Source organism: Microbacterium sp. EF45047 (genome assembly GCF_028472845.1).
Lineage (GTDB): Bacteria > Actinomycetota > Actinomycetes > Actinomycetales > Microbacteriaceae > Microbacterium > Microbacterium neungamense.
Window position 1 is genome coordinate 851,417 of sequence record NZ_CP069429.1, and the last position, 16,421, is coordinate 867,837.

The 16,421-nt window shown below is 74.6% G+C and carries 14 protein-coding genes; 9 read left to right on the forward strand and 5 right to left on the reverse strand.

Translation table 11 applies throughout. The annotated features are described in order from the left end of the window. The first annotated feature begins 38 nt into the window (after positions 1 to 38). Both JRG78_RS04015 and JRG78_RS04020 read left to right on the forward strand, forming a co-directional pair. Positions 39 to 3,074, forward strand: a complete 3,036-nt coding sequence (locus JRG78_RS04015) for a glycosyltransferase (RefSeq protein ID WP_272653675.1) — start codon at positions 39 to 41, stop codon at positions 3,072 to 3,074. Then, entirely contained in the window at positions 3,071 to 4,471 is a 1,401-nt protein-coding gene (locus JRG78_RS04020; protein ID WP_272653676.1) for a DUF5719 family protein, read from the forward strand. The genes JRG78_RS04015 and JRG78_RS04020 overlap by 4 nt, the downstream gene beginning before the upstream one ends. Positions 4,472 to 4,558: 87 nt before the next feature. Here the strand turns inward: JRG78_RS04020 and JRG78_RS04025 are convergent, their stop codons facing one another. Next, positions 4,559 to 4,990: a hypothetical protein gene (locus JRG78_RS04025; RefSeq protein WP_442927326.1), complete on the reverse strand. Its 432-nt coding sequence runs from the start codon at positions 4,988 to 4,990 to the stop codon at positions 4,559 to 4,561. 68 nt (positions 4,991 to 5,058) lie between these two features. Between JRG78_RS04025 and JRG78_RS04030 the strand changes: the two genes are divergently transcribed. The 4 genes from JRG78_RS04030 to JRG78_RS04045 all read left to right on the forward strand — a co-directional run bounded on the left by JRG78_RS04030 (position 5,059) and on the right by JRG78_RS04045 (position 8,280). After that, positions 5,059 to 5,265, forward strand: a complete 207-nt coding sequence (locus JRG78_RS04030) for a DUF3499 domain-containing protein (protein WP_259607748.1) — start codon at positions 5,059 to 5,061, stop codon at positions 5,263 to 5,265. Positions 5,266 to 5,372: 107 nt separating this feature from the next. After that, a complete protein-coding gene (locus tag JRG78_RS04035) occupies positions 5,373 to 6,305 on the forward strand; it encodes an efflux RND transporter periplasmic adaptor subunit (protein ID WP_272653677.1) in 933 nt (310 codons plus the stop codon). Next, positions 6,302 to 7,069, forward strand: coding sequence for an ABC transporter ATP-binding protein (locus tag JRG78_RS04040; RefSeq protein WP_272653678.1), 768 nt, complete (start codon positions 6,302 to 6,304; stop codon positions 7,067 to 7,069). Before JRG78_RS04035 ends, JRG78_RS04040 begins: the two co-directional genes overlap by 4 nt. Continuing rightward, positions 7,066 to 8,280, forward strand: coding sequence for an ABC transporter permease (locus tag JRG78_RS04045; protein ID WP_259607751.1), 1,215 nt, complete (start codon positions 7,066 to 7,068; stop codon positions 8,278 to 8,280). Before JRG78_RS04040 ends, JRG78_RS04045 begins: the two co-directional genes overlap by 4 nt. A gap of 13 nt (positions 8,281 to 8,293) precedes the next feature. On the opposite strand, the gene JRG78_RS04050 is transcribed toward JRG78_RS04045, so the two are convergent. Further along, positions 8,294 to 9,103, reverse strand: a complete 810-nt coding sequence (locus JRG78_RS04050; protein WP_272653679.1) for an RDD family protein — start codon at positions 9,101 to 9,103, stop codon at positions 8,294 to 8,296. 16 nt (positions 9,104 to 9,119) lie between these two features. Here JRG78_RS04050 and JRG78_RS04055 point away from each other — a divergent pair, with 16 nt between their 5' ends. Then, on the forward strand, positions 9,120 to 10,109 hold the full coding sequence (locus JRG78_RS04055) for a stage II sporulation protein M (RefSeq protein WP_272653788.1): 990 nt from the start codon (positions 9,120 to 9,122) through the stop codon (positions 10,107 to 10,109). A 42-nt stretch (positions 10,110 to 10,151) separates the two neighbouring features. On the opposite strand, the gene JRG78_RS04060 is transcribed toward JRG78_RS04055, so the two are convergent. Continuing rightward, on the reverse strand, positions 10,152 to 10,928 hold the full coding sequence (locus JRG78_RS04060) for an aquaporin (protein WP_259607753.1): 777 nt from the start codon (positions 10,926 to 10,928) through the stop codon (positions 10,152 to 10,154). Positions 10,929 to 11,115: 187 nt separating this feature from the next. On the opposite strand from JRG78_RS04060, the gene JRG78_RS04065 reads away from it, so the two are divergent. Together JRG78_RS04065 and katG are read left to right on the forward strand one after the other, a co-directional pair. Beyond that, positions 11,116 to 11,550: a Fur family transcriptional regulator gene (locus tag JRG78_RS04065; protein WP_272653680.1), complete on the forward strand. Its 435-nt coding sequence runs from the start codon at positions 11,116 to 11,118 to the stop codon at positions 11,548 to 11,550. 43 nt (positions 11,551 to 11,593) lie between these two features. Beyond that, complete coding sequence (gene katG / locus JRG78_RS04070) at positions 11,594 to 13,867, forward strand: catalase/peroxidase HPI (protein WP_259607755.1); 2,274 nt, start codon at positions 11,594 to 11,596, stop codon at positions 13,865 to 13,867. Between the two features lie 184 nt (positions 13,868 to 14,051). On the opposite strand, the gene JRG78_RS04075 is transcribed toward katG, so the two are convergent. Then, a complete protein-coding gene (locus JRG78_RS04075; protein ID WP_259607756.1) occupies positions 14,052 to 15,359 on the reverse strand; it encodes a DUF58 domain-containing protein in 1,308 nt (435 codons plus the stop codon). Continuing rightward, complete coding sequence (locus JRG78_RS04080; RefSeq protein WP_259608123.1) at positions 15,360 to 16,283, reverse strand: AAA family ATPase; 924 nt, start codon at positions 16,281 to 16,283, stop codon at positions 15,360 to 15,362. Positions 16,284 to 16,421: the final 138 nt, after the last annotated feature.

Consider the following 16,421-nt stretch of genomic DNA (forward strand, 5'->3'; position numbering starts at 1 on the left):
CGACAGCGGGTGCCCCACCTGCCTAGGCTTGCCTCGTCATGCCAGCCCGAGTCCATGCCATCCTCGTCGCGCGTCCCGGTGATCCCGCCCGTGCGCAGCTCACCCGAACGCTCGACGCCCTGCGGCGGCAGAGCACCCCGCCCGCGGCGGTGACCGTCGTCGTCACCGGCAGCGCCGCGGCCCTGCGCCGCGACGGACTGGACGGCCTGGTCGAGGGCGTGATCGAGGCGCGCGCCAGCACCTCCTTCGCCGAGGCGATCCGCCTCGCCTCCCCGCGCGTCGCGGAGGGCAGCGCCGTCTGGCTGCTCGCGCAGGACACGGTGCCCGCCCCGGATGCGCTGCAGCAGCTCGCCGGCGCACTGGAGCGCTCCCCGTCGGCGCTCATCGCCGCCCCGAAGCTGGTCCGGCAGGACGACGACCGGGAGATCGTCTCCCTCGGCGTGAGCATGAACCGGTTCGGACGGGCGGTCGAGCTGGCGGCCGACGAACTCGACCAGGGCCAGCACGATGCCGCGGAGGACGCCCTCGCGGCGGACATCCGGGGCATGCTGATCCGCGCCGAGGCGCGCGACGCGCTGCGTCCCGACCCCGCTCTCGGCGGCGCGGACGAAGGCCTCGACCTCGGCGTCCGGGCCCGGCTCGGCGGCGGGCGCGTCGTTCTCGTTCCGGCGGCGCGGGTCGCGGTCGCCCCGGACGGCCCGGCCGCGCCGCCCCGTCGTGAGTCCGCGCGGGCGTGGGCGGTGCGCCGCGCCCAGCTGCACCGCCGGCTCGCGTACGCCCCGGCGCCGGCCGTGCCGCTGCACTGGCTGAGCCTGCTCCCGCTCGCGCTGTGGCGCTCGATCGTGCACCTCGTCGGCAAACGGCCCGCCGCGGTCGCCCCGGAATGGGGCGCGGCGCTGGCCGCGATGGTCCAGCTCGCCGCCGTCGGCCGCGCCCGCGGCGCGATCCGCTCGTTCCGGCGCGCGTCGTGGGCGAGCATCGCGCCGCTGCGGGTGTCGCGGGAGCACCTGCGGCTGCGCCTCGACGACGGCCACGGCAGCGAGCGCGGTGCGGTGAGCGAGCTGCACTTCTTCTCCGGCGGCGGCGCGTGGGCCGTGCTCGCCGCTCTCGTCGTCAGCATCGCGTGCTTCACGCCGCTCCTGGCCTGGGAGGCGCTCGGCGGGGGAGCGCTGCTCCCGCTGCGCGACACGGTCGGCGCGCTGTGGGCGGATGCCGCCTGGGGGCGTCGCGGACTCGGCCTCGGGATCGTCGGCCCCGCCGACCCGTTCGCCGCCGTCATCGCCCTGGCCGGCACCCTGTGGCCGGGCTGGCCGTCGTACGTCCTGCTGGTGATCTGGCTGCTCGCGCTGCCCCTGGCGGTGCTCGGCGGATGGTTCGCCGCGACCCGGGTCACCGACCGGGCGGGACTGCGCATCCTCGGCGGGGCGCTGTGGGCGCTCGCGCCGACGTTCCTCACCGCGCTCGTCGAGGGCCGCCCTGCCGCGGTGATCCTGCACCTGCTGCTGCCCTGGCTGTTCCACACCGCCGTGGTCGCGCACCGGTCGTGGGGCGCCGCAGGCGCGGCATCCCTGCTCACCGCCGCGACCGTCGCCTGCGCGCCCGTTCTCGCCCCCGCCCTGCTGCTGCTGTGGCTCGTGGCGGTCGGGATCGCGCTGGGCGGGCGACGCGTCCGCGGGGCGGTGCGGCTGATCTGGGTGCTCATCCCGGCGATCGCGCTGTCCGCGCCGCTGGCGTACGCGCAGATCCAGCGCGGCGGCGTGTGGTCGCTGCTCGCGGACCCCGGATTCGTGCGCGCCGGCGCCGGTCTCGGTGCGGATGCCGATGGCCGCGCCGTCCTCGCCACCGGCTTCCCGTCGGCGGATCGCGGCGGCTGGGAGTGGTTCGCCGGGCCCGGGATCGCGGCCTGGGTACCGCTGCTGCTCGTCCCGCTCGGGCTGCTGGCGCTGATCTCGACGGTCTCCCCGCGCTGGCGGGCGGGCATCACTCTGCTCGTCGTGGCCGTGGCCGGGCTCGCGACGGCGTTCTTCGCCGTCGGGGTCGTGGTGTCGTTCGCGAACGGCGAGGGCGTGCCGATCTGGCCGGGCACCGGGCTGAGCCTCGCCTGGATCGGCATCGTCGGCGCCGCACTGGTCGCGCTGGACACCGCGCTCACCCTCGGCCCGCTGCGCGCGGTCGCCGGTCTCGCCGCGGCCGGCGCGCTCGCCGTGTGCGCGGTCCCCCCGCTGCTCGCCGTGCACACCGGTCACTCCGCGCTCCGCGAGGGGCCGCAGAGCACGCTGCCGGCGTTCGTCAGCGCACAGGCCCGCGGCGACCGCGACCTGGGGACGCTCGTGCTGACCCCGCTCAACGACGGATCCCTGTCGGCGGAGCTGGTGTGGGGATCGAGCGAGACGCTCGGGGCGCAGAGCACCCTGCGCAGCACCGCGGCGCGCACCTCCGAACGCGGACTCGCCGAGGACGCCGTCGACCTCATCTCGGCCCGCGACTTCGACGCCGCTGCGGCGCTCGCCGAGGACGGCGTCAGCTTCGTGCTGCTCGCGCAGGCCCCGGGCGAGGAGGACCGGGCTCGCGCCCTGCGCGGCTCGGCGGTGACCGCCATCGACCAGCGGCCCGGATTCATCCCCGCCGGGGAGACCGCCCGCGGCGTGCTGTGGCGCCTGGACGTCGAGGCCGCGCCGCGCCCGGGCCTGACCGCCGGGCAGGCCGCCGTGGCGCGCACGATCACGACCGTGCAGCTGGTGATCGTCTTCGCCGCGCTGCTGCTGTCGGTGCCGACCAGGGCGTCCCGGCGGGCGGCGCGCTCCCGCTCCCGCATCGTCGGGCGGGCGCCCGACGAGCCCCTGGTGCTGCCGCGCCGGCGCACGAACGGGGGAGCGGCCGGGGCGGCGGATGCGGATGCGGCTCGCCCGGCGGAGGAGGCGTCCGGCGCGGACGCCGCAACGGGCGCGGCAGGCGCGGCCCGCGACGCGGACGGCGCGAAGGGCGCGGCCTCCGGCGGGGCGCGCGACGATGCGTCTTCGCGGTCCGTGCCCCGCGACGCCGAGGATCACGAGGAAGTCGAGGCCGGACGATGAGCGCGACCCCCAGAGGCAGGGCCTTCCGCGTGGCGGCCACCGGCGCCCGCGTGCTCACCGGGGCGGCGGTCGCCGCCGCCTGCGTGCTCGGCGTGTCGGCGGCCGTGGCCGCGCCGTGGCCGGTGATCGAGCACGAGCCGCCCGCGACGACCGTCCAGCCCGTCCCGGGCGACGCGATCCTCGTCTGCAACGGATCCTTCCGCGCGCTCGGCCGCGACACCACCCGAGCGGATGCCATGCTCTCGGCCGGCGTCCCGGCGCTCACCGTCGACCGCTCCGAGGCGGAGCCGGCCGAACGGCCGCTGCAGCAGCCCGACCTCGAGGGCGGAGAAGGCGCGAGCTCCCTCACCGGCGCCGTGACCGACCGCACCGCCCCGATGATCGCGGCCGCGGAGTCGCTGCGCGTCGACGCTCCCGACATGCGCGGGTTCGCCGCGGCGCCCTGCCGGGAGCCGTCCACCGGGACCTGGCTGATCGGCGGGGACGTGTCCACCGGGGCCGCGGATGTGATCGTGCTCTCCAACCCCGGCGACGTCGCCACCACGGTGCAGCTGCGCGTGTACGGCGAGCGCCCGAACGCCTCCGACGTCGTGGTCCCGCCGTCGACGCAGATCGGCGTGCCGCTGGCATCCGTCGCGGCCGCCGAGCCGCAGCCCGTGATCGCGGTGACCTCGCGCTCGCCGATCCGCGCCTCGCTGCAGTCCTCGCTGATCCGCACCCTCGATCCGATCGGCATCGACGTGCAGGACGGCATGAGCGGGCCGCAGAACCACGTCGTGATCACCGGCGTCCAGGCCGCTCAGGGCGCCGGCGACGACCCGACCGGGCTCGTCGTGCGGATGCTCGCCCCGGAGCAGGACGGCCACGCCACCGTGCGCGCACGCCCGGTGGGCGGCGCGACCTCGCAGGGCGACGCGTTCGAGGTCGATCTGCGCAGCGGCATCCCGACCGAGGTCGCGCTGTCCGGCCTCGCCCCGGGCGTGTACGACATCGAAGTGGAGGGGACGGCGCCGGTCGTCGCCGCGGCGCGCCAGACGCTGCGCGCCGGAACCGCCGCGGACTTCGCGTGGATGCCGGCGGCCCCGGAGATCGCGGCGGAGACGATGGTCGCCGTGCCCGACGGGGAGAGCGCGGCGCTGACGCTGCGCAATCGCGGGGCGGAGGACGCCGTCGTGACCCTGCGCGACACCGGCCGGGGGTCGGATGCCGAGGTCACGGTCCCCGCGGGCGGCTCGACGAGCGTGCCGCTGCGGACGGATGCCGGCTACCTGCTGGTCCCGTCGGCCCCGGTGCACGCGGCGGTCACCATGACCGGCGGAGCGGACTCGCCCGACATCGCCGGCTGGCCGGTCTGGGCGCCCGCGCTCAGCCAGCAGCCGATCGCCGTCCGCCCCTGAGCCCCCGCTTCCCGTCCCGGTCGTTCCCCGTCCCGGTCGTTGAGCGAGCACCGGCGCAGCCGGAGCGAGACGAAACGCCTTACCCGCTCAGTACCCGTCGATGTCCGGCCCCAGCTCCCACGGCTCGCGCCCGACGTACTCGGCGGCGGCGTGGAACACGGCGCTCTCGATCGCGACGCGCCGATGTGCGGCGTCGTCGTGCCCCTTCGGCAGCAGCCGCTCGATGGGCACGCGGTACAGCGAGATCCGCTGCTCGTTCGGCTCGACCCGCCAGCGGGGGATGCCGTCGCCACGGTCGTGCGTCGGCATCGCGGCCACCTCGAAGCGCACGTCACGCAGCTCCGGCCACGTGCTGCGCAGGAACTCCACCGCCCCGCCGACCGTCACCTCGAACCGGTCGATCCGCCCGTCCAGCGGCGGCAGCGGCGGACGCACCACCTCGCTGCGGCCGAGCCGGCCGTGCCGGCCGTGCCGCGCGCCGCGAGGCGCTGCGGGTCGGGCGGGGCGATGGCGGGGCATGCCGAAAGTCTAGGCGCTGCCGCGCGGCATCCGCTCGGCCGGCGGGGGCGGGCCTACGCTGGAGCACGATGGACGAACGACTCTGCTCGAAGGTCGGCTGCGCGCGCGAGGCCGTCGCCACCTTGACCTACGACTACGGCGACCAGATGGCGGCCCTCGGCCCGCTCGGCCCGGCCGGGCATCCCCACGCGCACGACCTCTGCGCACCGCACGCGGATCGGCTGTCCGTCCCCGCCGGCTGGCTGGTGGTCCGGCACGAGGCCCTCCGCGCCTGAGGCGCTCCCGCCGCGTGACGGCAGCGTGTCGCACCGGATGTTGCAGCGGGGCGTGCGGATAGGCTGACCCCGGGAGGCCCAGGGGGGTGCCGCCCGGAAAGGCAGCCATGCTGGTCTGGCGTCGGGTCGTGCTCCCGGTCATCCTGCTCATCGTCCTCGGAGCCTGCGCCGCCGCGCTGGTGAAGATCGCCTTCTTCCCGGACACGGTCGAGGCCGCCGCGCCCGCTCCGGCCGGCGCCGTCACCGATCCGGTCATCCCGGTCGCCCGCGGGTCGATCGTCAACGAGCTGAGCCTGCAGGGCAGCATCGCCCGCGACGAGACCTACCCCGTCCGCAGCGAGATCGACGGCACCATCACCGCCGTGCACGTCGCCGACGGCGCGACGGTCGCCGCCGGCCAGGTGCTGTTCACCGTCAGCCAGGAGCACCCGAAGAAGCGGACCCTCGACATCGTCGCCCCGGAGGCCGGAGAGGTCGGCGAGCTCGCCGTCGTCAAGGGGCAGACCCTCACGATCGGCGCCGACCTGTACCGTCTCGCGCCCGCCCGACACCACGTGCTCGCCACGGTCAAGCCGGAGCAGCTGTACCGGCTGGTGCACGCCCCCGGCGAAGCCACCGTCACGATCGCGGGCGGGCCCGCCCCGTTCGCCTGCACCGGCGTCCGCGTGCAGATCGCCGAGGACGGCACCGCCAGCGTGCGCTGCGCCGTGCCCGCCGGCCAGACCGTGTTCGCGGGACTCCCGGCGACCGTCGATCTGGCGCTCGGCAAGGTGGACGACGCGCTCGTCATCCCGGTGACCGCGGTCAAGGGCGGCGCCGGCACCGGCACCGTGTGGGTCGACGCCGGCGACGGCTCCGAGCCCGAGGAGCGCGCGGTGACGCTCGGGATCAACGACGGTCAGCAGGTGGAGGTCGTCGAGGGGCTCGCGGAGGGCGACAGCATCCGCCAGTACGTGCCCGGCTTCGCCGCCCCGGTCGAGGAGATGTGCTACCCGGACGGCATGGGCGGCGAGTTCTGCGAGAGCGGGACCAGCTGGTGACCCTCGTCGCCCTCGAGGACGTCACCAAGAGCGTCCGGCTCCCCGACGACAGCCTGCTCGAGATCCTCCGCGGCGTGTCGCTGCAGGTCGCCGCCGGCGACCACGTGTCGATCGTGGGCCGCTCCGGCTCCGGCAAGTCCACGCTGCTGAACATCCTCGGGATGCTGGACGCGCCCACCACCGGCAGCGTCTCCTTCGAGGGCCGCGAGGTGCGGCGGATGCGGCCGGGCCGGCTCGACCGGCTGCGCGGCGCCAACGTGGGCTTCGTGTTCCAGCAGTTCAACCTGCTGCCTGGACGCACCGCCCTGGATAACGTCATGATGCCGCTGGGCCACGCCCGGGGCCGGCAGTTCTGGAACCGCCGTCGGATCGCCGCCGACATGCTGGAGCGGGTCGGGCTCGGCCACCGGGTCGACCAGATCGCCGACCGGCTCTCCGGCGGCGAGCAGCAGCGCGTCGCGATCGCGCGTGCCCTGGTCCGCCGTCCCGTGCTCATCCTCGCCGACGAGCCCACCGGCGCACTGGACATCGACACCGGCGCGACCGTGATGGCGCTGCTGGACGAGGTCGCCACCGAGACCGACGCGGCCCTGGTCACCATCACCCACGATCTCCACGTCGCGGCACGGGCGCGGCGGCACTACCGGCTGGACGCCGGCGTCCTGGCGCCCGCCGACCTGCGCCGCGCGTTCGAGGCCTCGACGCTGCAGCACACGCCGCTTGCGGCATCCGTCCCCTCCGCCGACGGGGAGCTGATCGCATGACGGGCGTGCTCGGCGCGCTCGCGGACGCCTGGGCCGAGATCCGCGTGCACAAGATGCGGGTGCTGCTGAGCCTGATCGGCATCGCGGTGTCGGTGGCGGCGCTGACCGCAGTCGTGGCGATCACCGAGTACCAGCGTCAGGCGATGCTCGAGGAGTCCGACCGCTGGGGAGGGCGCGCGGCGACGATCGCGGTCGTCCCGATGGGCGGGGGAGAGCACGGGCCCGATCTGGAGGCCTTCCACGCCCACTTCCTCACCGTGGGCGAGCGCTACGGCTTCAGCCACGTCGCGCGCATCGCCGAGGGCATGCAGCTGCCGGTGCAGTCGTCCGAGGGCTTCAAGCTCACGCCGGTGCGGCTGATCGACCCGGGGTACGCCGTCATCCACCGCGACAAGCTGCTCGAAGGACGCGAGTTCCGCCCCGAGGACGTCGAGGCGATGGCGCCGCCGGCGATCATCAGCGAGCCGCTGTGGGAGCGGCTGGGCAGCGTGCCGCTGTCCCAGCACCCGACGCTGACCATCGGCGGCGAGGGCGGCGGCACGTACCAGGTGGTCGGCGTGCGCCCGCGGCAGAACCCGTTCGACGAGCAGCCGAGCGTGGATCTGCTCTACGACGCCTACCGGCTCCGCGTGGACGCGCTGCCGGAGGGCACGACGACCCGCTACGACATCTGGGTGCCGACGCCGCAGGCCGGGGCGATCGGACCGGTGCTGGCGATGGACCTGCGCGCCGGGCTGCCGGAGGGCACCGCGGTGGAGGTGCGGCGCAGCGACTGGGCCGCGCAGCCGGGCATGCTCGACTCCGTGCAGATGGCGGAGACGATCATGGCGGGGGTCGCCGCGCTCATCCTCGCGCTCGGCGCGCTCAGCCTGATCAACATCCAGCTCGTCGCGATGCGCCAGCGCGTGCGGGAGATCGGCGTGCGCCGGGCGTTCGGCGCCACCGCCGGACGCGTGTTCACCACGGTGTTCCTGGAGAGCCTGGTGGCCACCACGGTCGCCGGCGTCGTCGGGATCGCGCTCGTCGTCGCGGTGCTGCGCTCGGGCTGGGTCACCGGGATGATGTTCCCCGCCCTCGTGGACGTCCCGCCGTTCCCGATGCGGGCGGCGCTGACCGGGCTGCTGGCCGCCGTCGTGGTGGGGGCGCTCGCCGGTCTCGTCCCGGCCCTGGTCGCGCTGCGGGTGAAGGTGATCGACGCGATCCGGTTCTGACGCGGATGCCGGGTCAGACCCGGATGCGGCGGCCGGTGAGCCGCTCGGCACGCTCGTCTGCGATCGCCAGGGCGCGCGCCTCGCGCTCACGGCGCAGCGCCGCCACGGCGTTCAGCAGCTGCTCCGGGGGCGCCGAGGGCAGCGGGGCGACGAACGGGGCGACCTCGACGGCCAGCTCGCGCGCGACCCGGTCGCGGGCGGTCGGCGTCATCCGCTCCGCGTTCGCGAGGAACTGCGACACGCGCCGCGCGAGCCGGTCCGGGAGCCGGGCGACGTCCGCGATCCCGGCCCAGTCGTACAGCGCGGGGGAGAGCGCGGGGGCGTGCGGCACGAGGCGCGGCGTGCGCACCCGCTGCGCGTAGGTGCCGGCGACAAGATCGCCCAGGCGCTGCGACCTCGGGGTGAGCGCGCCGGTGATGACGGCCAGGCCGCCGAAGGTGAAATAGATCTCGAGCACGCCCAGAAGCCCGCGGATGAAGCTGTGCCGGAACGTGATCGCCCCGCCGTCCACGCGCACGATCCGGCCGCCCACGATGAGCTTGCCGAGACTGCGCCCCCGCGTCGCCACCTCCACGGTGACCGGCAGCACCAGGAAGCTGATCACGATCGCCGCGACGGTGAAGATCCGGAAGCCGTGCTCCCCGAGCAGCCCGAGATCGCCGAGCCACAGCTGCAGCATCACGAACGCGAGGAACACCAGGAACGCCAGGATCATGTCCACCAGCGCCCCCGCCGCGCGCAGCAGGAAGCCGACCGGCTGCACATCGATCGCGACGGCCTCGCCGGACAGGATCTCCTGCTCGTCGGCGATCGGCGTGGACATGAGTACAGTAAATCAGGTGGATGCCGACGCGCTCAGCGACGCCCGCCGCCCCGAGTGGGAGCGGCTGGACGCTCTGAGCCGGGCGCATCGGCTGAACGGCGCGCAGGTGGACGAGCTCATCGTCCGGTACCGGGCGGCATCCGCCGATCTCGCCGAGCTGAAGACCTCGGTCGGCGACTCGCCGCAGGGCGCCTACCTGTCCACGATCCTCGCCGCCGCCCGGCTGCGCCTCACCGGCGCCTCCGACAGCATCCTCACCCAGGCCACGCGATTCTTCGGATCCCAGCTCCCCGCCGCGCTCTACCGGGTGCGGTGGACCACGCTCGTCATCGCCCTCGCGTTCGTGCTGATCTGGGCCATCACCGGCGCCTGGATCGCCGCGGACCCCGAACGGGTCGCGACCCTGGGCCCGCCGGACGTGCTCCAGCAGTACGCCGAGGAGGACTTCGTCGAGTACTACCAGCCCGCCGCCTCCTTCGCCGGGATGGTGTGGACCAACAACGCCTGGCTGGCGATGCAGTGCGTGCTCTTCGGCGTCAGCGGCGTGTGGCCGGTGTGGATGCTGGCGCAGAACGCCATCGGCATCGGCGTCGCGACCGCCGTGATGGCCTCCTACGGCTACCTCGACGTGATGCTGCTGCACATCCTCCCGCACGGGATGCTCGAGCTGACCTGCCTGTTCGTGGCGGCCGCCGCCGGGCTGCACGTGTTCTGGGCGTGGGTCGCGCCCGGCCCGCGCACCCGCGGGGCGGCGCTGGCCGCAGAGGGGCGGGCGCTGGCCACCGTCGCGATCGGGCTGGTGTTCGCGCTCGGGCTGTCCGGCCTGGTCGAGGGCTTCGTCACCGGCTCCGCGCTGCCCTCGCCGGTCAAGCTCGTCATCGGTGCGGCGGCGCTGGGCGCGTTCCTGTTCTACATGCTCGTGACCGGTCGACGAGCGGTGCGCCGGGGCGAGAGCGGCGACCTCGTCGAGTACGAGGCGGGCACGCCCACCCTCGTGGCGGGCTGACTCCGTGCCGGGCCGACCTTCTCGGCCAGGCAGGGATCGCGGTCAGCGCCCGGTGGGGGAGCGGCCGTCGAACAGCGCCCGGTAGGCGTACCCGGCGAGCATCGCGCCGACCACCGGGAACACCAGGAACACCCACAGCTGCGACAGCGGGCCCATGCCGCCGTAGATCGCGGTGGCGATCGAGCGCGCCGGGTTGACCGACGCGCCGTCGACCGGGATCGCGACCAGGTGGATCACCGTCAGCGCGAGGCCGATCACCAGCCCCGCGAAGCGGGTGGACCGCTCCGGATGCGTGGTGCCGAGCACCACGAAGAGGAGCAGGCCGGTGAGGATCAGCTCGATCACCACCGCCGCGAGCATCCCGAACCCGCCGGGCGACTGCGCGTCCCAGCCGTTGCTGGCGAACCCGGCGTCCTGGGCGGCGGCGAGCCACGTCTCCGGACCGAACATCCCGACCAGCACCAGCAGGGTGGTCCCGACCACGCTGCCCACCAGTTGCGCGACCGCGTACGGGCCGACGTCGCGCCACGGGAAGCGGCCGGCCGCGGCCATCCCCAGGGTCACTGCCGGGTTGAAGTGGCCGCCCGAGACCGGCCCGAACGCGTACAGGCCCACGATCAGCGCCAGCCCGAACGCGACAGCGACGGCCAGGTACACGGTCGCCGTCGAGCCGGGCTCGGTGAAGCGGCTGGAGGCGAACAGGGCGGTGCCCACGCCGCCGAACACGAGGAGGAGGGCGCCGAACCCCTCCGCCGCGAGCCGGGCGCCCAGCGTCGGGGTGGAGACCGCGGTGCTGGTGCTGGTGGGGGAGTCGCTCATGGGCCTGTCCTTCGGGAGACGCCGGCGGGACGTCGGGTGGGACGCCGGCTGCTGCTCCACATGATCCCGCGCCGGATGCCCGACGCGCACGCGGCACGCCGAGCGGTCCGGCCCGCCCGCGGACCACGACGCGCCACGACGCGCCACGACACGCCGTTGTTTTGAAGAGTTCAAAAGAAGTGCGAAGATGGGGGACATGACCGCCCCCGCACTCCGCTCCGCCGACGAGGCGATCCGCGGTGCAGGGCTGCGCATCACCGAGTCGCGCCGCGCCGTTTATGAGGCCCTGGCCGCGCATCCGCACGCCACGGCCGAGGATGTGCACGCGGCCCTGTCGTCGCCGACCAGCCTGCAGTCGGTGTACAACGCCCTCGGCGACTTCGCCGCCGCGGGGCTGGTGCGCCGGATCGAGCCGGCCGGGCATCCGATGATGTTCGAGCTGCGCGTCGATGACAACCACCACCACCTCGTGTGCACGCAGTGCGGCGCCATCGAGGACGTGGACTGCGCGGTGGGGCACGCGCCCTGTCTGCTGCCCGGTGACGCGCGCGGCTATCGGGTCGCCGTCGCGGAGGTCACGTACTGGGGCCTGTGCGCCCGGTGCGCCTCCGACGCGGCCTGACGACCCCACCCCAGAGACCCCACCCATGAACGGAAGGACATCCATGACCGACGTTCAGATCCCAGGTATCGGTGACGACGCCTCCGGAATCGACCAGTCCAAGACGGTGACCGAGGAGCCGGTCGAGGCGGACGACGCGGGCGCCTGCCCGGTCATCCACGCCCAGCCGCACCCGACCATGGGTTCGGCCAACCGCGTGTGGTGGCCCGAGCAGCTGAACCTGAAGATCCTCGCCAAGAACACCGCCGAGCGGAACCCGCTGGACCCGGGCTTCGACTACAAGGCTGCCTTCGAGGCGCTGGACCTGGACGCCGTGAAGAAGGACATCGAGGAGGTCATCACCACCTCGCAGGACTGGTGGCCCGCCGACTTCGGCCACTACGGCCCGCTCATCGTCCGGATGGCCTGGCACAGCGCCGGCACCTACCGCGTCACCGACGGCCGCGGCGGCGGCGGGACCGGCCAGCAGCGCTTCGCGCCGCTGAACAGCTGGCCCGACAACGTCGGCCTCGACAAGGCGCGCCGCATCCTGTGGCCGATCAAGAAGAAGTACGGTCAGTCGCTGTCGTGGGCCGACCTGATGATCCTGGCCGGCAACGTCGCGCTCGAGTCGATGGGCTTCAAGACCTTCGGCTTCGCCGGCGGCCGCGTGGACGCATGGGAGCCGGACGACGACGTGTACTGGGGTCCGGAGACCACCTGGCTCGGCGACGAGCGCTACTCCGGCGACCGCGAGCTCGAGAAGCCGCTGGCGGCGGTGCAGATGGGTCTCATCTACGTCAACCCGGAGGGCCCGAACGGCAACCCCGACCCGATCGCCGCGGCCCGCGACATCCGCGAGACCTTCGGGCGGATGGCGATGAACGACGAGGAGACCGTCGCCCTGATCGCCGGCGGCCACACCTTCGGCAAGACCCACGGCGCGGCATCCGACGAGCACCTCGAGGCCAACCCCGAGGCGGCGGGCCTGGAGATGCAGGGCCTGGGCTGGAAGAACAACTTCGGCACCGGCAAGGGCGACGACCAGATCACCTCGGGCCTCGAGGTCACCTGGACCTACCACCCGACCCGCTGGGACAACGAGTTCTTCCACATCCTGTACGCGTACGACTGGGAGCTGTTCGAGAGCCCGGCCGGCGCCAAGCAGTGGCGTCCGGTGAACGGCGCCGGCGCCGACATGGTGCCGATGGCGCACTCCGCCGGCCGCCGCGAGCCGCGCATGCTCACCACCGACCTGGCGCTGCGCTTCGACCCGGAGTACGGCAAGATCTCGCGCCGCTTCAAGGACGACCCGGAGGCCTTCGCCGACGCGTTCGCCCGCGCCTGGTTCAAGCTCACGCACCGTGACATGGGTCCGCGCGCCCGCTACCTCGGCCCGGAGGTCCCGGCCGAGGAGCTGGTCTGGCAGGACCCGGTGCCGGCGGTCGACCACGCCCTCATCGACGCCGCGGACGCCGCGGCGCTGAAGGCGCAGATCCTGGAGTCCGGCCTCGGCGTGTCCGACCTGGTCTCGGTGACCTGGGCGGCGGCGTCCACCTTCCGCGGCAGCGACAAGCGCGGCGGCGTCAACGGCGCCCGCATCCGCCTCGCCCCGCAGAAGGACTGGGAGGTGAACAACCCGGCCCGCCTGGCGCACGTGCTCGAGGTGCTCGAGGGCGTCCAGCAGCGCTTCAACGAGTCCCGCACCGACGACGTGCGCGTCTCGCTCGCCGACCTCATCGTCCTCGCCGGCAACGCCGCGGTCGAGAAGGCCGCGAAGGTCGCCGGCGTCGACGTCGAGGTGCCGTTCCACCCTGGTCGCACGGATGCCACGCCGGAGCAGACCGACGTGCACTCGTTCAGCTACCTCGAGCCGCAGGCCGACGGGTTCCGCAACTACGTCTCGAAGGACGTCGCGCGCATCCCCGCCGAGCACCTGCTGCTCGACAAGGCGAACCTGCTGACGCTGACCGCGCCGGAGATGACCGTCCTCGTCGGCGGGCTGCGCGTCCTCGGCGCGAACTGGGACGGCTCCGCCTACGGCGTGTTCACCGACCGTCCGGGCGTGCTCACGAACGACTTCTTCGTGAACCTGCTCGACCTCGGCACGACCTGGAAGCCGCTCGACCCCGGCTCGCACGCCTTCGAGGGCCGCAAGGACGGCTCCGGCGAGGTCGTCGGCCGCGGCACCCGCGTCGACCTCGTGTTCGGCTCGAACTCCGAGCTGCGCGCGCTGGCCGAGGTGTACGCCTCCGACGACGCGAAGGAGAAGTTCGTGCGCGACTTCGTCGCCGCGTGGGGCAAGGTCACCGAGCTGGACCGCTTCGACCTGCGCTGATCTGCGCTCACCGGGACGGCCCTCGCCTCAGGCGGGGGCCGTCCCGCGTCTCCGGGCGCGGTGCCTCGGGCATCCGGCATCCGCCACGGGCGTCCGTCGTCGGGCATCCGTCCGTCGCGAGGCGCAGCGGATGCCGCGGAGCGGATGCCGCGGGCGGGGCCGGGCGGATGCCGCGGGGCGGCGCTCAGAGCAGGCCGGCGGCCTTGAGCTCGAGGTAGCGGTCGGCGATCCGGGGCGGCAGGGTCTCGGGGTCGGCGGCGATCGCCTCCCCGCCGGCCCGGCGGATCGCGTCGGCGACGTTCTCGGCGTCGCGCAGCGTCCGCTCCGCCGCGGCCGCGAGGTACACCGCCTCGCGGGAGTCGCGCCGCCGCGCCAGTTCGCCGATCGCGTCGTCGGTCACCGAGCCGACCAGCACCGTGGTCGCCCGCGACGCCCGGGGGAAGGCGCCGAGGAAACCGCGTGCGGACTCCGCGGCGTCTTGCGCCGTGAGCACCACGATCAGCGACGGGCGCGTGGTCAGCGTCCGGATCGCGGCGAACGCGCCGTGCCAGTCGGTGTCCACCAGCCGCGCGTGCACCGGCGCCATCGCGTCCGTGATCGCCGGGAGCAGGCCGGCGCCGTCCACGCCGGTGACCCGGCCGCGGGCGACCCGGTCGTACAGCAGCAGATGCACGTGGTCGCCGGCGCGCGCGGCGAGGGCGGACAGCAGCAGGGCCGCCTCGAGCGAGGCATCCAGCCGGGTGCCGTCGCCGACCCGGGCCGCGGCGGTGCGGCCGGTGTCGATCAGGATCACCACGTGCCGGTCGCGCTCCGGACGCCAGGTGCGCAGCATGGTGGTGCCGGCGCGCGCCGTGGCGCGCCAGTCGATCGAGCGCACATCGTCGCCGCGGACGTATTCGCGCAGCGAGTCGAACTCGGTGCCCTGACCGCGCACCTGGATCGACGTGTTGCCGTCCAGCTCGCGCAGCCGCGCCAGCCGCGAGGGCAGGTGCTTGCGGGAGGTGAACGCCGGCAGCACCCGCAGCGCGCCCCGCACATCGTGCCGGGCCTGCCGGCCGGCGATGCCGAGGGGGCCGCGCGAGCGGACCACCACGAACGGGCTCTCCAGCTCCCCGCGCCGCCGCGGCAGCAGCGGGACCTCCACCCGCCGGCGCTCCCCGGGCGGCACCGTGATCGGCGTCCGCCGCTCCGGTGCGCCGGCGGTCGGCTGCCACGCGTCCCGGAGCAGACCGCGCAGCATCCGCCGCCCCGTGTTCTGCACCGCCACGCTCACCGACACCGGCTCGCCCAGCCGCGCCCGGTTCGGCACCCGCCGGGTCACCACGAGCGCCCTCGGCGAGGCGGCCAGCGCCGCATCCGCCGCCGTCAGCGCTGCACACAGCAGCACCCACACGCCGAGCACCGCCCACGCGGGCACGCCGGCCGCGCTCAGCAGCACGACCGGGACGACGCCGAGCGCGAGGAGCAGCGGGAGCAGGCCGGTGACGAACACCTAGATCGGCACCCGCGTCTGCTGGACGACCGCGTGCAGCACCGCATCCGGTGACACGCCCTCCATCTCGGCATCCGGACGGAGCTGGATGCGGTGCCGCCACACCGGCATGAGCATGGTCTGCACGTGATCCGGCGTCACGGCGGAGGAGGCGTTCAGCCACGCCCAGGCCTTCGCGGCGGCGAGCAGGGCGGTGGCCGCACGCGGGCTCGCGCCCAGCTCCACCGACGGCGACTGCCGTGTGGCGCGGGCGAGGTCGACGATGTAGCCGAGCACGTCGTCGGTGACCTGCACGCGCCCGGCGGCGTCCTGCGCGGCGCGGATCTCCTCGGCGGTGACCACGGACGCGATCCCGCTCAGGGCACGGGGCGAGAAGCCGCCGGCGTGCAGGCGTAGCACGCCGACCTCGGCGTCCCGTTCCGGCATCGCGACGACGAGCTTCATCAGGAAGCGGTCCAGCTGCGCCTCCGGCAGCGTGTACGTGCCCTCGTGCTCGACCGGGTTCTGCGTCGCGGCGACGAGGAACGGGTCCGGCAGGGGACGGCTGGTGCCGTCGGCGGAGACCTGGCGCTCCTCCATCGCCTCCAGCAGCGCGGCCTGCGTCTTCGGGGGCGTGCGGTTGATCTCGTCGGCGAGCAGGATGCTGGTGAACACCGGTCCCGGCCGGAACTCGAACTCGCCGGTCCGCGCGTCGTAGACGAGCGACCCGGTGACGTCGCCCGGCATCAGGTCGGGGGTAAACTGCACGCGCTTGGTGTCCAGGCCGAGGGCCCGGGCGAACGAGCGCACCACGAGGGTCTTCGCGACGCCGGGCACGCCCTCCAGCAGCACGTGGCCGCGGGCGAGGAGCGCCACCAGCAGGCCGGTCACGGTGCCCGCCTGCCCGATCACCGCCTTGTCCACCTCCGCGCGCACGCGGTGCATCGCCTGACGCAGCGCGTCGTCGGAGGGTGCCGATGCCGCCGAGGAGGCGGGGGCCGCGGATGCCGGGGCAGCCGCCGGCGGTGCGGATGCCGGACCCGGGGCGGGCGGTGCGGGCGGCGGCGCCGGAGCGCCGGCCGG

Coding starts and splice junctions, on each gene's coding strand:
- JRG78_RS04015 (WP_272653675.1), top strand. CDS start 39: ATGCCAGCCCGAGTCCATGCCATCCTCGTCGCGCGTCCCGGTGATCCC.
- JRG78_RS04020 (WP_272653676.1), top strand. CDS start 3,071: ATGAGCGCGACCCCCAGAGGCAGGGCCTTCCGCGTGGCGGCCACCGGC.
- JRG78_RS04025 (WP_442927326.1), bottom strand. CDS start 4,990: ATGCCCCGCCATCGCCCCGCCCGACCCGCAGCGCCTCGCGGCGCGCGG.
- JRG78_RS04030 (WP_259607748.1), top strand. CDS start 5,059: ATGGACGAACGACTCTGCTCGAAGGTCGGCTGCGCGCGCGAGGCCGTC.
- JRG78_RS04035 (WP_272653677.1), top strand. CDS start 5,373: ATGCTGGTCTGGCGTCGGGTCGTGCTCCCGGTCATCCTGCTCATCGTC.
- JRG78_RS04045 (WP_259607751.1), top strand. CDS start 7,066: ATGACGGGCGTGCTCGGCGCGCTCGCGGACGCCTGGGCCGAGATCCGC.
- JRG78_RS04050 (WP_272653679.1), bottom strand. CDS start 9,103: ATGTCCACGCCGATCGCCGACGAGCAGGAGATCCTGTCCGGCGAGGCC.
- JRG78_RS04060 (WP_259607753.1), bottom strand. CDS start 10,928: ATGAGCGACTCCCCCACCAGCACCAGCACCGCGGTCTCCACCCCGACG.
- JRG78_RS04065 (WP_272653680.1), top strand. CDS start 11,116: ATGGGGGACATGACCGCCCCCGCACTCCGCTCCGCCGACGAGGCGATC.
- katG (WP_259607755.1), top strand. CDS start 11,594: ATGACCGACGTTCAGATCCCAGGTATCGGTGACGACGCCTCCGGAATC.
- JRG78_RS04080 (WP_259608123.1), bottom strand. CDS start 16,283: ATGCACCGCGTGCGCGCGGAGGTGGACAAGGCGGTGATCGGGCAGGCG.